Annotated in this window: 10 protein-coding genes; 4 read left to right on the top strand and 6 right to left on the bottom strand. The window is 61.3% G+C overall.

What is annotated here, in order from left to right; all coding sequences use genetic code 11:
- Nucleotides 1-8 precede the first annotated feature (8 nt).
- The 6 genes from prmA to FBY10_RS08360 all read right to left on the bottom strand — a co-directional run bounded on the left by prmA (nt 9) and on the right by FBY10_RS08360 (nt 7,409).
- Nucleotides 9-887, bottom strand: a complete 879-nt coding sequence (gene prmA / locus FBY10_RS08385) for a 50S ribosomal protein L11 methyltransferase (protein ID WP_131696711.1) — start codon at nt 885-887, stop codon at nt 9-11.
- 278 nt (nt 888-1,165) lie between these two features.
- Complete coding sequence (gene accC, locus FBY10_RS08380) at nt 1,166-2,527, bottom strand: acetyl-CoA carboxylase biotin carboxylase subunit (protein ID WP_131696710.1); 1,362 nt, start codon at nt 2,525-2,527, stop codon at nt 1,166-1,168.
- A gap of 17 nt (nt 2,528-2,544) precedes the next feature.
- The gene (gene accB, locus FBY10_RS08375) at nt 2,545-3,006 is read right to left on the bottom strand and encodes an acetyl-CoA carboxylase biotin carboxyl carrier protein (RefSeq protein WP_145336075.1); all 462 of its coding nucleotides are present in this window, start codon (nt 3,004-3,006) and stop codon (nt 2,545-2,547) included.
- Nucleotides 3,007-3,030: 24 nt separating this feature from the next.
- Nucleotides 3,031-3,486: a type II 3-dehydroquinate dehydratase gene (gene aroQ / locus FBY10_RS08370; RefSeq protein ID WP_003171482.1), complete on the bottom strand. Its 456-nt coding sequence runs from the start codon at nt 3,484-3,486 to the stop codon at nt 3,031-3,033.
- A 237-nt stretch (nt 3,487-3,723) separates the two neighbouring features.
- Nucleotides 3,724-5,685 carry a methyl-accepting chemotaxis protein gene (locus FBY10_RS08365; RefSeq protein ID WP_145336077.1) on the bottom strand — a complete coding sequence of 654 codons (1,962 nt, stop codon included), beginning with the start codon at nt 5,683-5,685 and terminating at the stop codon, nt 3,724-3,726.
- Between the two features lie 53 nt (nt 5,686-5,738).
- Nucleotides 5,739-7,409 (bottom strand): PleD family two-component system response regulator, encoded by a 1,671-nt coding sequence (locus tag FBY10_RS08360; protein WP_131696708.1) that lies wholly within the window; start codon nt 7,407-7,409, stop codon nt 5,739-5,741.
- 389 nt (nt 7,410-7,798) lie between these two features.
- On the opposite strand from FBY10_RS08360, the gene FBY10_RS08355 reads away from it, so the two are divergent.
- From FBY10_RS08355 to speA, 4 genes are all read left to right on the top strand, one after another.
- Nucleotides 7,799-8,776 (top strand): DUF2333 family protein, encoded by a 978-nt coding sequence (locus FBY10_RS08355; protein WP_371920967.1) that lies wholly within the window; start codon nt 7,799-7,801, stop codon nt 8,774-8,776.
- A gap of 2 nt (nt 8,777-8,778) precedes the next feature.
- Nucleotides 8,779-9,315 (top strand): NUDIX hydrolase, encoded by a 537-nt coding sequence (locus FBY10_RS08350; protein ID WP_145336081.1) that lies wholly within the window; start codon nt 8,779-8,781, stop codon nt 9,313-9,315.
- A 181-nt stretch (nt 9,316-9,496) separates the two neighbouring features.
- Nucleotides 9,497-9,868 (top strand): translation initiation factor Sui1, encoded by a 372-nt coding sequence (locus FBY10_RS08345; protein WP_005784408.1) that lies wholly within the window; start codon nt 9,497-9,499, stop codon nt 9,866-9,868.
- A 143-nt stretch (nt 9,869-10,011) separates the two neighbouring features.
- Nucleotides 10,012-11,925, top strand: coding sequence for an arginine decarboxylase (gene speA, locus FBY10_RS08340; protein WP_131696705.1), 1,914 nt, complete (start codon nt 10,012-10,014; stop codon nt 11,923-11,925).
- The last annotated feature ends 28 nt before the right edge of the window (nt 11,926-11,953 follow it).

Raw genomic sequence — 11,953 nt, 5'->3', positions numbered from 1 at the left:
CGCTCATTCTAGCGCCGACGTCCGCTGATGCGTACCCAGCCATCACGGTTAGCGATCGGATCCAGCTCGAAATCCTTGGCGTAGGCGGCGGCGACGTCTTCGCCTTGCTCGGCGAGGATGCCCGACAGCGCCAGGCGCCCACCCGGCTTGACCAGGCTCGACAGTTGCGGCGCCAGGGAAACCAGCGGGCCGGCGAGGATATTGGCGACCAGCACGTCGGCCTGCACCTGGGGCAAATCCTGCGGCAGGTAGAGCGGGAATTTACCTTCAGGAATGTTGTTGCGCCCGGCGTTATCGCGGGAGGCTTCCAGGGCCTGCACGTCGATGTCGGTGCCCACGGCTTCTTTGGCGCCCAGCAACAGGGCGGCAATCGCCAGGATCCCCGAGCCGCAGCCGAAATCCAGCACGTGGCTGTCAGTCAGGTCCTGGCCGTCCAGCCACTCCAGGCACAGCGCGGTGGTGGGGTGGGTACCGGTGCCGAATGCCAGGCCCGGATCCAGCAGCAGGTTGACCGCGTCCGGCTCCGGGGCGGCATGCCAGCTCGGCACGATCCACAGGCGCTGGCCGAAGCGCATCGGCTGGAAGTTGTCCATCCAGCTGCGTTCCCAGTCCTGGTCTTCGATGATTTCGCTGTGATGCTCAGGCAATGGGCTGCCGGTGAGCAACTCCATATGGGCCAGCACGGCGGCGGCATCGGCGCCGTCTTCGAACAGGGCCAGCAGGTGAGTGTGGGACCACAGCGGGGTGGTGTTCAGCTCGGGTTCGAAGATCGGCTGGTCTTCGGCGTCCATGAAGGTGACCGAGACGGCGCCCACTTCGAGGAAAGCGTCTTCGTAGGTTTCGGCTTGTTCTGGGCTGATGGCGAGACGGACTTGCAGCCAAGGCATGGCGGGCACCTTTGAAAAAATGAGTGTGCAGCCGGGTAGGCTGCGAAAGCGCGCAAGTTTACGCGAGCGGCGGGCAGAAGACGACACTACTGACTGCACGCCGGTCAAATGTGGGAGGGGGCTTGCCCCCGATTGCAGTGTGTCAGTCTCAGTATCTGTAACTGATCCACCGCTATCGGGGGGCAAGCCCCCTCCCACATTTGGACTGTGTACATCTTCAAAATAGAGGGCCCACAAACAACAAAGCCGCCCGAAGGCGGCTTTGTTGGGTGGAGCACTTACTGGTTGGCCAGCTTGTGTTCCAGGTAGTGAATGTTCACACCACCTTCGCAGAAGCCTTCATCACGAACCAGGTCCCGGTGCAGCGGGATGTTGGTCTTGATGCCGTCGACCACGATTTCGTCCAGGGCATTGCGCATACGGGCCATGGCCTCGTCGCGGGTGGCGCCCCAGGTGATCAGCTTGCCGATCAGCGAGTCGTAGTTGGACGGAACCTTGTAGCCGCTGTACAGGTGCGAATCGACGCGAACGCCGTTGCCGCCCGGAGCATGGAAGTGCTTGACCAGGCCTGGACTTGGGATAAAGGTCTTCGGGTCTTCGGCGTTGATCCGGCACTCCAGGGAGTGGCCATGGATCTTCACGTCGTCCTGGGTGAAGGACAGCACGTTACCGGCGGCGATGCTGAGCATCTCCTTGACGATGTCGATACCGGTGACCATCTCCGACACCGGGTGCTCTACCTGCACACGAGTGTTCATCTCGATGAAGTAGAAGCGGCCGTTCTCGTAGAGGAACTCGAAGGTGCCGGCGCCGCGGTAGTTGATGTCGATGCACGCCTTGACGCAGCGAGCCAGGACTTCCTGGCGAGCGGTTTCGTCCAGGCCCGGTGCCGGTGCTTCTTCCAACACCTTCTGGTGACGACGTTGCAGCGAGCAATCGCGGTCGCCCAGGTGGATGGCGTGACCCTGGCCGTCGGACAGTACCTGCACTTCCACGTGACGTGGGTTGGTCAGGTACTTCTCGAGGTAGACCATCGGGTTGCCGAACCAGGCAGCCGCTTCGGAGCGAGTCTGCTTGGCCGCTTCGATCAGCTCTTCTTCCTTGTGCACCACGCGCATGCCGCGACCACCACCGCCACCGGCGGCCTTGATGATCACTGGGTAACCGACTTCGCGACCAATGCGCAGTGCGGTTTCCTCGTCTTCAGGCAGTGGGCCGTCGGAGCCCGGAACGGTTGGCACGCCGGCGGCGATCATGGCGTCCTTGGCCGATACCTTGTCGCCCATCAGGCGAATGGTTTCGGCTTTCGGGCCGATGAAGGCAAACCCGGATTTTTCCACCTGTTCGGCGAAATCGGCGTTTTCCGCGAGGAAGCCGTAGCCCGGGTGGATGCCATCAGCGCCGGTCACTTCTGCTGCGGCGATGATGTTCGAGACTTTCAGGTACGAGTTCGTGGCCAGTGGCGGGCCAATGCAGATGCTTTCGTCCGCCAGTTTCACGTGCATCAATTCGGTATCGGCCGTCGAGTAAACAGCGACGGTCTTGATGCCCTCTTCCTTACAGGCGCGCAGGATACGCAGCGCGATCTCGCCGCGGTTGGCGATCAGGACTTTTTGCAGTTTCTTCGCAGGTTTCAACATCGAAGGCGCTCCGCGGTTCAAACGATGGTGAACAGCGGCTGGTCGTACTCAACCGGCTGACCGTTTTCTACCAGGATGGATTCGATGACGCCGGCTTTTTCGGCCGTGATGTGGTTCATCATCTTCATCGCTTCAACGATGCAGATGGTGTCGCCCACTTTCACGGTCTTGCCCACTTCAACGAAGGCTGGCGAGGTCGGTGCCGGGGTGCGGTAGAACGTACCGACCATTGGCGACTTGACCACGAAACCGTTCAGCGCAGGGGCTGCCGGTGCGGCAGGTGCAGCGGCAGCAGCAGGCGCGGCGACCGGAGCAGCAGCTGGTGCCGGTGCCTGCATCTGTGGCGCGTAGAACTGTTGGGCCGGGGTCTTGCTGTGGCGGCTGATCCGTACGGACTCTTCGCCTTCCTTGATTTCCAGCTCGTCGATACCGGATTCTTCCAGCAGTTCGATCAGTTTCTTAACTTTACGGATATCCATGAATCATCAACTCCCAAGGGTCGGTCAGGGGCGCTTGGCCTGTTCTTCAAGCTGTTCCAGGGCGGCCTCCAGGGCCAGTCGGTAACCGCTGGCGCCAAGGCCGCAGATCACTCCTACCGCAACGTCGGAGAAGTAGGAGTGATGGCGGAAAGGTTCGCGTTTGTGCACGTTCGATAAATGCACTTCGATGAATGGGATGCTCACCGCCAGCAGCGCGTCACGTAATGCAACACTTGTGTGCGTAAAAGCGGCGGGATTGATCAGGATAAAGTCCACGCCTTCGCCACGCGCGGCATGGATGCGATCAATCAATTCATACTCGGCATTGCTTTGCAGGTAGAGCAGATGGTGGCCGGCTTCACGTGCCCGTCGTTCCAGGTCAAGGTTGATCTGATCGAGGGTTACTGCCCCGTAGACGCCCGGTTCACGGGTGCCGAGCAGGTTCAGGTTGGGTCCGTGAAGAACCAGTAAGGTCGCCATCGGCTGTTCCTTGTTATTGATGTGGGCAAGGCAGAACCCGGCGACTATGCCGCAAAGCCTTTGTGACTGTCCAGTTCTATGCAGTAGGCGGCACGATTAGCGAGGATTGCGCAAAATTTGTGACTGGGGGTCGGGATCCGGTCATTGGTAATACGCCCTTGAATCCCGTGGAGATCAAATGTGGGAGGGAGCAAGCCCCCTCCCACATTATTTGATTTTGGATCTTCAGGGGGCAGGTCAGACACGGAACGCCTGCACAGCCGTATTAAGCTGCCCACCCAGCACCAGCAAATGCTCACCCTGGCTGCGGCCCTGGCCGATGCGCAGCAGGTTGTCCTCACCCAGCTGATGAATCCGTTCGCTGTTATCGCGAATCTCACTCACGGCGCCACTTTGCTGCGCCGTTACATCGGCAATGCGCACGGCGGTGGCGGAAATGGTCTGGATCGCGCCGACGATTTCATCCAGTGCGCCATCTGCCGCCTGGGCTTGCTGGGCGGTGGCCTCGGCGTGTTCGACCTGGGCGCGCATGCCCTGCACCGATTGGTGTGCAGCGGTTTGCAGGCCGGTGATCAAGCCCTGGATCTCGGCGGTGGCGCCAGCGGTGCGTTGGGCCAGGGTGCGCACTTCGTCGGCGACTACGGCAAAACCGCGCCCGGCCTCACCGGCGCGTGCGGCTTCGATGGCGGCGTTGAGCGCCAGCAGGTTGGTCTGGTCGGCAATCGAGCGAATCACGGTCAATACGCCGCCAATGGTGGCGGACTCTTCGGCAAGTTTCTCGATCATCTGCGCATTTTGCTGCACTTCACCCACCAGCGCGTGCAGGCCGGTCAGGCTCAGGCCGATCACGCGCTGACCTTGCTCGACCGCCTGGCCTGCGCTGCGGCTGGCACCGGCGGCCTGGCTGGCATCGCCGGCGACTTGCTGGATGGTGGCTTCCAGTTCGCCCAGGGAATCACGAATCTGCGCGGTATCCCCGGCCTGGCGTTCGGCTCCGTCGTGCAGGCCACTGCTCAGTTCGGCCAAGGCGCGGCTGCTGCCGGCCACTTCTTCGGCATTGCCACGGATGGTACCCACCAGGTCCACCAGATAGGCGCGCAAGCGGTTAAGGGATGCTTCGATGTCGCGCAGTTCGCGATTGGTCTTGCCCACGATAATCGGCTGGCTGAAATCGCCTTCGCCCCAGGTCGACAAGGCCGGGGCCAGGTTGGTCAGCACCCGCGCCAGGCGGCGTTGCAGGGTGTCGATCAGCAGGGCGATCAGCAGGATCAGGCCGATCATCACGCCTTGTATCAGGCGCACTTCGCCCTGGATCTTGCCGTGTTGCGCGCGCACCACCGGCTCCAGGCCGGCGATCGCCTGTTGAACGGCAGCGATTTTCAAATGGGTGGCAGCGGCCAGGTCGGCGCGTTGCTGGATCTGCGTGCGGGTGCGCTGGAGTTCGGCGGGGTAGCGGGCCAGCAGGCCGTTGAGTTCGCGCTTGAGGTCGACGCCGGTGTCCTGGACTTCGGCTTTTTGCGTATTTTCCAGGCCCATCAAGGCCGAAAAATCATCGGTGTTGGATTCTGCGCTGGCTTTTACCCCGAGCAGTGGCAGTTGTTCGAGCAGATCTGCCTGGCTGCGCATATTGCCGACTTCACGCTCTACATCGTCCGCCAGTTCCGCGCGACCGCTGCTCACCAGTTTGCCGCGGGCCAGGGACAGCTTGCCCAGGTGTTGCGAGGCGGCCAGCAGTGGTGGCAGGTAGCGCGCGGCTTCGGGGGTGTTGACGCCCATTGCGTACTGGCTCAGTTGCTCCAGATTGGCGCCCAGCTCCCGCTCGGCTTGCAGCAACAAGGCTTGCGGGTCGCCCGCCAACTTACCGGCCGCCAGCAGGTCGGTCTTGCTGAAGGTATCCAGGTCCGCGAGGCTGGGGCGCAGGTTTTGCGCGAGGTCGGTTGGCAGTTCATCCAGGTGCTGCAACAGGCTTTCCAGGCTCTGGCTGGCGCTGCTCAAGCGCAATGCATCACCGCTGGCCAGGTAGTCGTCGATATTGCGCGCGGCCTGGTTCTGAAAGGTCTGTGACAGACCGAGGTAGCGTTCCATCAGCAAATAAGGGCGTTCCAGCGCCCGTTGCGACCACCACAGCGTCGCTCCAAGCGCCAGGCAAACGGCCACCAGCAGGAGGGTATTGAGATTGGTCAGCAGCTTCAGGCGCATGCGGGATATCAACCGACGGCAAAAGGTAAGTGCCTGAAGTTATTGCGTTTTCATTACAGGGTTATGACGGAATCACTGGATTCTGGTGAAAAGATGGCACTTTGCCTTTGCGTGCGCGCCGCTTGCACGCGGTTACGCCCGGCATGCTTGGCGCGGTACAGCGCCTCGTCGGCCTGGGCGGCCATCATCAGGCTGTCGGAGTCGTCGCACAGCTCCACCACCCCGGCGCTGAAGGTGCACCACAAGTCCTGGGGCTGGGCCGGGTAGTGAATTTCGGCAAAGCGCCCACGAATTTCATCCAGCACCTTGCAGGCCGATTCCAGGTCGGTGTCGGGCATCACGATGGCGAACTCTTCACCGCCATAGCGGCCGATGTAATCGGTCTTGCGCAGGCGTTGCTTGAGAAACAGCGCCAGGCTCTTGATCACGCGGTCACCCATGGGGTGGCCGTGGCTGTCATTGACCCGCTTGAAGTGGTCGATGTCGAGCATGGCAAAGCTCAACGGCTTGTTCTCGCGGCGCGCGCGGAAGCTGCAGTCTTCGAGCAATTGCAGGATATGGGTGTGGTTGTACAGCCCGGTCAGGCTGTCGCGCACCATCCGCGCCTTGAGGTTACGCGCACGGGCGGCGCGGTTGCGCACCGTGGTGATCAGGTGGCGCGGCTTGATCGGTTTGGTGAGAAAGTCGTCGCCGCCTTCGCTCATGGCGTCCAGCTGCTTGTCCAGGTCGTCTTCGGCCGACAGGTAGATGATCGGCACACTGACGTAACGGTCATTGTGGCGAATGACCTTGGCCAGTTCGGTGCCGGTACAGGCCGGCATGTACATGTCGAGGATAATCAGGTCGGGCTGGAAGTCCGCCAGCTCGGCCATGGCCTGGATCGGCTCGATCAAGGTACGGGTGACGATGCCGGCACTGTTGAGCAACCGCTCAGTGTGCAGCGCCTGGGCCCGCGAGTCATCGATGATCAGCACTTTGTATGGTTCGTACTGGGCGACGCAGGTCAGCACTTCGATCTTTTCCAGCAGGCTGGAGGCTTCCAGCGTGCCGGTGAGGAATTCCTGGCCGCCGGCGCGCACGGCGGCGAGGCGAGTGGGGGTGTCGGTTTCATGCAGGCTGAAAAACAACAGCGGCAGCTTATGCTCCAGGCCTTCCTGGGCCTCGGCCGCGAGCCTGAGGCCCAGACCGGCGCCACAGAAATCCACGTCCATGACAATGACTGAGGGCAGGCGCTCGCTCATCGAGGTGCGAAACGCCGCCACGCTGTCCAGGGAGTGGGCGCTCATGCCAAAGAATTCCAGCTGCTTGGCCAGGCGCTCGGCGCGGTCGTGATCGGCCAGCATCACGTAGATCGGCTTGCGCATCGGCGGCAGGAAGGTTTGTTCCAACTGGTCGCCCTGGCGCAGGCCGGTGCGGGACAAGCGCTGCATCAAGCGGTTGAGTTCGGTGATCAAGTGGCTACTCAAGCGTCCGCGGTTTTCGTCCACCGCCTTGAGTGAGTCACCGATGTGCCGCGCCAACTGGCCGTGCTCGGGTTGTTCGAAGCGCTCGGCAAAGCGCAGCAGGCGCAGGTTGGCTTCGCTGAGTTCGGAGAGGTCGGCGCTTGACCATTCGCTGCGTTGCAGGCGCTGCCAGATCTCAAGAATTTGACGTGCCTGATGAATTACCCGCTGGGCAAAATGCTGCTTGAGACGCTCACGGCTGGGGTCTTCTGGCTCGGTCATATCCTGACTACTAGTTAGGGTGCATGCTGAGGTCGAACTGATGGCTCTATGCTAGCACCTCTTTTCAATGGGATGAGTGTCATATGTCAATTAACTGCGTGTCCCTGATATTCAGTGGGTGACCTGATGGTCGCGCAGCTTAAAAGGCGTGCATCCTTTATAGTCGAATGCTTCCCGTCTGCACGTTTGGTGAAAAGCCCCGCATGGGCGGGCACGATGGGGTAGGGTTGTGGTCGGAGTGTTTGAACGCACGCCCTCAATTCAAGTGCATGAACTCAAGTGATTGAAAGGATATCGCCATGCTGGACTGGAAAAACCGTGCGGGCAGTGCCAAAGGCCCTGCCCCTGAGCCCAAGTCGGCCAACCGCAGCTATTTTCGTACTTTGCTGATGAGCCGAGCCATGCTCAGCGTGCTCGGCCTGTATCTGTTGGTCACCGGCGCCCTGGGCTGGTACTGGAGCGAAGAGCCGGCGCTGTTCCCGGTCCAGCAGAATGCGCAGCTTGCCGCCGAGAAGGAAGGCAAGCAGATGGTGTTGGGCTATACCACCGTCGAAACCCTCAAGACCGTGGTCGGCACGTTGCTGAACAAGCCCGGTGGCTATATTTCCAACGACCGTTTCCCGCCGGGCCTGTGGATGGACAACATGCCGAGCTGGGAGTACGGCGTGCTGGTGCAGGTGCGCGACCTGACCCGCGCCCTGCGTAAAGACTTCGCCCGCTCCCAGTCGCAGTCGGCCGAAGACGCCGATCTGGCCAAGGCCGAGCCGCGTTTTAACTTCGACAACAAGAGCTGGGTGCTGCCCTCCAGTGAGTCGGAGTACCAGGAAGGCATCAACTCCCTGAACCGCTATGAAGCGCGCCTGTCCGACCCGAATCAGCGTGGCGCCTTGTTCTATGCCCGCGCCGACAACCTGAACAACTGGCTGGGCGATGTGGCCACCCGCCTGGGTTCGCTGTCGCAACGCCTGTCGGCCAGCGTGGGCCGGGTCAAATTGAACACCGCACTGAAAACCGAAGCCCTGGCGCCGGGTGAAGTGCCGCAGGTCGACGAAGAAGTGGTGGAAACCCCATGGATGCAGATCGATAACGTGTTCTACGAAGCCCGTGGCCAGGCCTGGGCGCTGTCCCACCTGTTGCGTGCCATCGAAGTCGACTTTGCCGACGTGCTGGCCAAGAAAAACGCCACCGTCAGCGTGCGCCAGATCATTCGTGAGCTGGAGGCTTCGCAAGAGCCGGTATGGAGTCCGATGATCCTCAACGGCAGCGGCTTTGGCGTGTTGGCTAACCATTCGCTGGTAATGGCCAACTACATTTCCCGGGCCAACGCGGCGGTGATCGATTTGCGTCAACTGCTCAACCAGGGTTAATGATGGACGCGACTCAAAAGGAGGCTGCGCACCGCGTAGCCTCCGATGCCGAACTGATCTGCTGGGTCGACGAGCAGGACAACCTGCTCGGCCACCTCGTCAGGTCAGACCTGCGCCAGCGCGGCCTGATCGGCCGTTGCACCTTTATCTTCCTGTTCAATTCCAAGGGTGAGCTGTGTGTGCATCGGCGCACCCTGAGCAAGGCCCTGTACCCGGGTTTCTGGGATACGGCGGCGGGCGGGATGGTCGCGGCGGGCGAATCCTACGCGTTGTCGGCTGCCCGCGAGCTCGAAGAGGAACTGGGTGTCGGCGGGGTGGAATTGATCGAACATGACCATTTCTATTTCGAAGATGGCGACAGCCGACTCTGGTGCAAATCCTATTCCGCGACCTGGCACGGGCCTCTGCGCCTGCAGCCTGAAGAAGTCATGGAAGCGCGCTTTTTGCCCGTTGAAACGGTCCTGCAGGAAGCGCAGCAAAAGCCTTACTGCCCGGACGCCCAAGAGGGGCTGCGGCGCTATCTGGCCTCACGTCGCTAAAGCTGCATAAATTGGCGCCATTTGGCTCTTAGCAAGTCGGCTTTTTGCCGTTACACTGCGCGACTTTTCACCCGAACCGCCTTGGCGGCTCGGTAGCGCTGCCCCTGCCTGAGTGGGGCTTCGCGGTCGGTCGTCCCTTAGCGGAGGCCGATCAGTCTTTGTCCTCCCGAGAGGATTGCCGGTGGCCAAAAAAGCCGCATCCTTCGCCGCCCTCGGCGGCCTGGTATTTTCCACCGACGCAGGTCGACACTGCCCGGACTGTCGTCAGCCCGTGGATTCGTGTACCTGCAAACAGACCCTGATCCCCGAAGGCGACGGTATTGCCCGCGTGCGCCGCGAAAGCAAAGGCCGTGGCGGCAAGACGGTGACCACTATCACCGGCGTGCCCCTGGCTGAAGACGCGCTCAAGGAATTGGCCACCACGCTGAAAAAGCGCTGTGGCACCGGTGGCGCGTTGAAAGACGGGGTTATCGAGATCCAGGGCGATCACGTCGAACTGCTGTTGGCCGAGCTGATCAAGCTCGGTTACAAGGCCAAGAAGTCCGGCGGCTGAAAGCCTCTTCCCAACCTGTGTCTAAACTCTGTCCTGCGAGTGGGGTCTACCTTGCTTACAGGCAAATCGTCATTTTCATTCTTTAGACTGCGCCAGCCTCGAACGCGAGGCGGCGCCTTCGCCTTCATTTATAGGGGACTTCGATGTCCGTACGACGCACACGCAAAGACGATGGCAGCCAATGGACAGTTGCGGACAGCCGCAGTGTTTACGGGATTCGCCATTGGGGGGCCGGGTATTTCGCGATCAATGATGCCGGTCGCGTTGAAGTCCGTCCGAACGGCCCGAACAGCACGCCTGTCGACCTGTACGAACAAGTCGACCAGTTGCGCAAGAGCGGCCTGTCGTTGCCATTGCTGGTGCGCTTCCCCGATATCCTGCAAGACCGTGTCCGCCAGTTGACCGGTGCCTTTGACGCCAACATCGAGCGCCTGGAATACCAGAGCAAGTACACCGCGCTGTACCCGATCAAAGTGAACCAGCAGGAAGCGGTGATCGAAAACATCATCGCCACCCAGAACGTGTCTATCGGTCTGGAAGCCGGTTCCAAGCCTGAGCTGCTGGCCGTACTGGCCCTGGCGCCGAAGGGCGGCACCATCGTCTGCAACGGTTATAAAGACCGCGAGTTCATCCGCCTGGCGCTGATGGGCCAAAAGCTCGGCCACAACGTATTTATCGTGATCGAGAAAGAATCCGAAGTTGAACTGGTGATCGAGGAGGCCGCCAGCCTCAAGGTCAAGCCACAGGTGGGCCTGCGTGTGCGGCTGTCGTCCCTGGCGTCGAGCAAGTGGGCGGACACCGGTGGCGAGAAGTCCAAGTTCGGTTTGTCGGCGGCGCAACTGCTGTCGGTGGTCGAGCGCTTCCGCGCGGCGGGCCTGGACCAGGGCATCCGCCTGCTGCACTTCCACATGGGTTCGCAGATCGCCAACCTGGCCGACTACCAGCATGGGTTCAAGGAAGCCATTCGTTACTACGGCGAATTGCGCAACCTCGGCCTGCCGGTGGACCACATCGACGTGGGCGGCGGCCTGGGCGTGGATTACGACGGTACTCACTCGCGTAACGCCAGCTCGATCAACTACGACATGGACGACTACGCCGGTGTGGTCGTGGGCATGCTCAAGGAATTCTGCGACGCGCAGAGCCTGCCGCACCCGAATATCTTCTCCGAAAGCGGCCGCTCCCTGACCGCCCACCACGCCATGCTGGTGGTGCAGGTGACCGACGTCGAGAAACACAACGACGAAATCCCGGTCATCGAAAACAAGGAAAGCCTGCCTGAAACCGTGCAATGGCTGGTAGACCTGCTCGGCCCGACCGACATCGAAATGGTCACCGAAACCTACTGGCGCGCCACTCACTACATGAGCGACGTGGCCACCCAGTATGCCGACGGCAAACTGACCCTGGCCGAGAAAGCCCTGGCCGAACAGTGCTACTTCGCCGTGTGCCGTCGCCTGCATAACTCGCTCAAAGCCCGCCAGCGCTCGCACCGCCAGGTGCTGGACGAACTCAACGACAAGCTGGCCGACAAGTACATCTGCAACTTCTCCGTGTTCCAGAGCCTGCCGGACACCTGGGCCATCGGCCAGGTCCTGCCGATTTTGCCGCTGCACCGCCTCGACGAAGAACCGCTGCGCCGCGCGGTGCTGCAAGACCTGACCTGCGACTCCGACGGCAAGATCAAGCAATACGTCGACGAGCAGAGCATCGAGACCAGCCTGCCGGTCCACGCCTTGAACGACGGTGAAGACTACCTGCTGGGTATCTTCCTGGTTGGCGCCTATCAGGAAATCCTTGGCGACATGCACAACCTGTTCGGCGACACCGACTCGGTGAACATCTATCAGCGCGAAGACGGCTCGGTGTACAGCGCCGGCATCGAGACCCACGACACCATCGAAGACATGCTGCGCTATGTGCACTTGTCGCCGGAGGAGTTGATGACTCACTACCGTGACAAGTGCGCCAGCGCGAAGATCAGTGCCAGTGAGCGTACGCAGTTCCTCGACGCGTTGCGTCTTGGCTTGACTCGTTCTTCCTACTTGTCCTCGTAAAAAATGTGGAAGGGGGCTTGCCCCCCTT

The organism is Pseudomonas sp. SJZ103 (genome assembly GCF_007828335.1).
In the GTDB taxonomy this organism is placed as follows: Bacteria; Pseudomonadota; Gammaproteobacteria; order Pseudomonadales; family Pseudomonadaceae; genus Aquipseudomonas.
This window is presented reverse-complemented; position numbering and strand designations above follow the sequence as displayed.

Bases quoted from the DNA above. Each gene is read 5' to 3' on its own strand.
- speA (WP_131696705.1), top strand. From the start codon at position 10,012: ATGTCCGTACGACGCACACGCAAAGACGATGGCAGCCAATGGACAGTT.
- aroQ (WP_003171482.1), bottom strand. From the start codon at position 3,486: ATGGCGACCTTACTGGTTCTTCACGGACCCAACCTGAACCTGCTCGGC.
- FBY10_RS08350 (WP_145336081.1), top strand. From the start codon at position 8,779: ATGGACGCGACTCAAAAGGAGGCTGCGCACCGCGTAGCCTCCGATGCC.
- accB (WP_145336075.1), bottom strand. From the start codon at position 3,006: ATGGATATCCGTAAAGTTAAGAAACTGATCGAACTGCTGGAAGAATCC.
- FBY10_RS08360 (WP_131696708.1), bottom strand. From the start codon at position 7,409: ATGACCGAGCCAGAAGACCCCAGCCGTGAGCGTCTCAAGCAGCATTTT.
- accC (WP_131696710.1), bottom strand. From the start codon at position 2,527: ATGTTGAAACCTGCGAAGAAACTGCAAAAAGTCCTGATCGCCAACCGC.
- prmA (WP_131696711.1), bottom strand. From the start codon at position 887: ATGCCTTGGCTGCAAGTCCGTCTCGCCATCAGCCCAGAACAAGCCGAA.
- FBY10_RS08355 (WP_371920967.1), top strand. From the start codon at position 7,799: ATGAGCCGAGCCATGCTCAGCGTGCTCGGCCTGTATCTGTTGGTCACC.
- FBY10_RS08365 (WP_145336077.1), bottom strand. From the start codon at position 5,685: ATGCGCCTGAAGCTGCTGACCAATCTCAATACCCTCCTGCTGGTGGCC.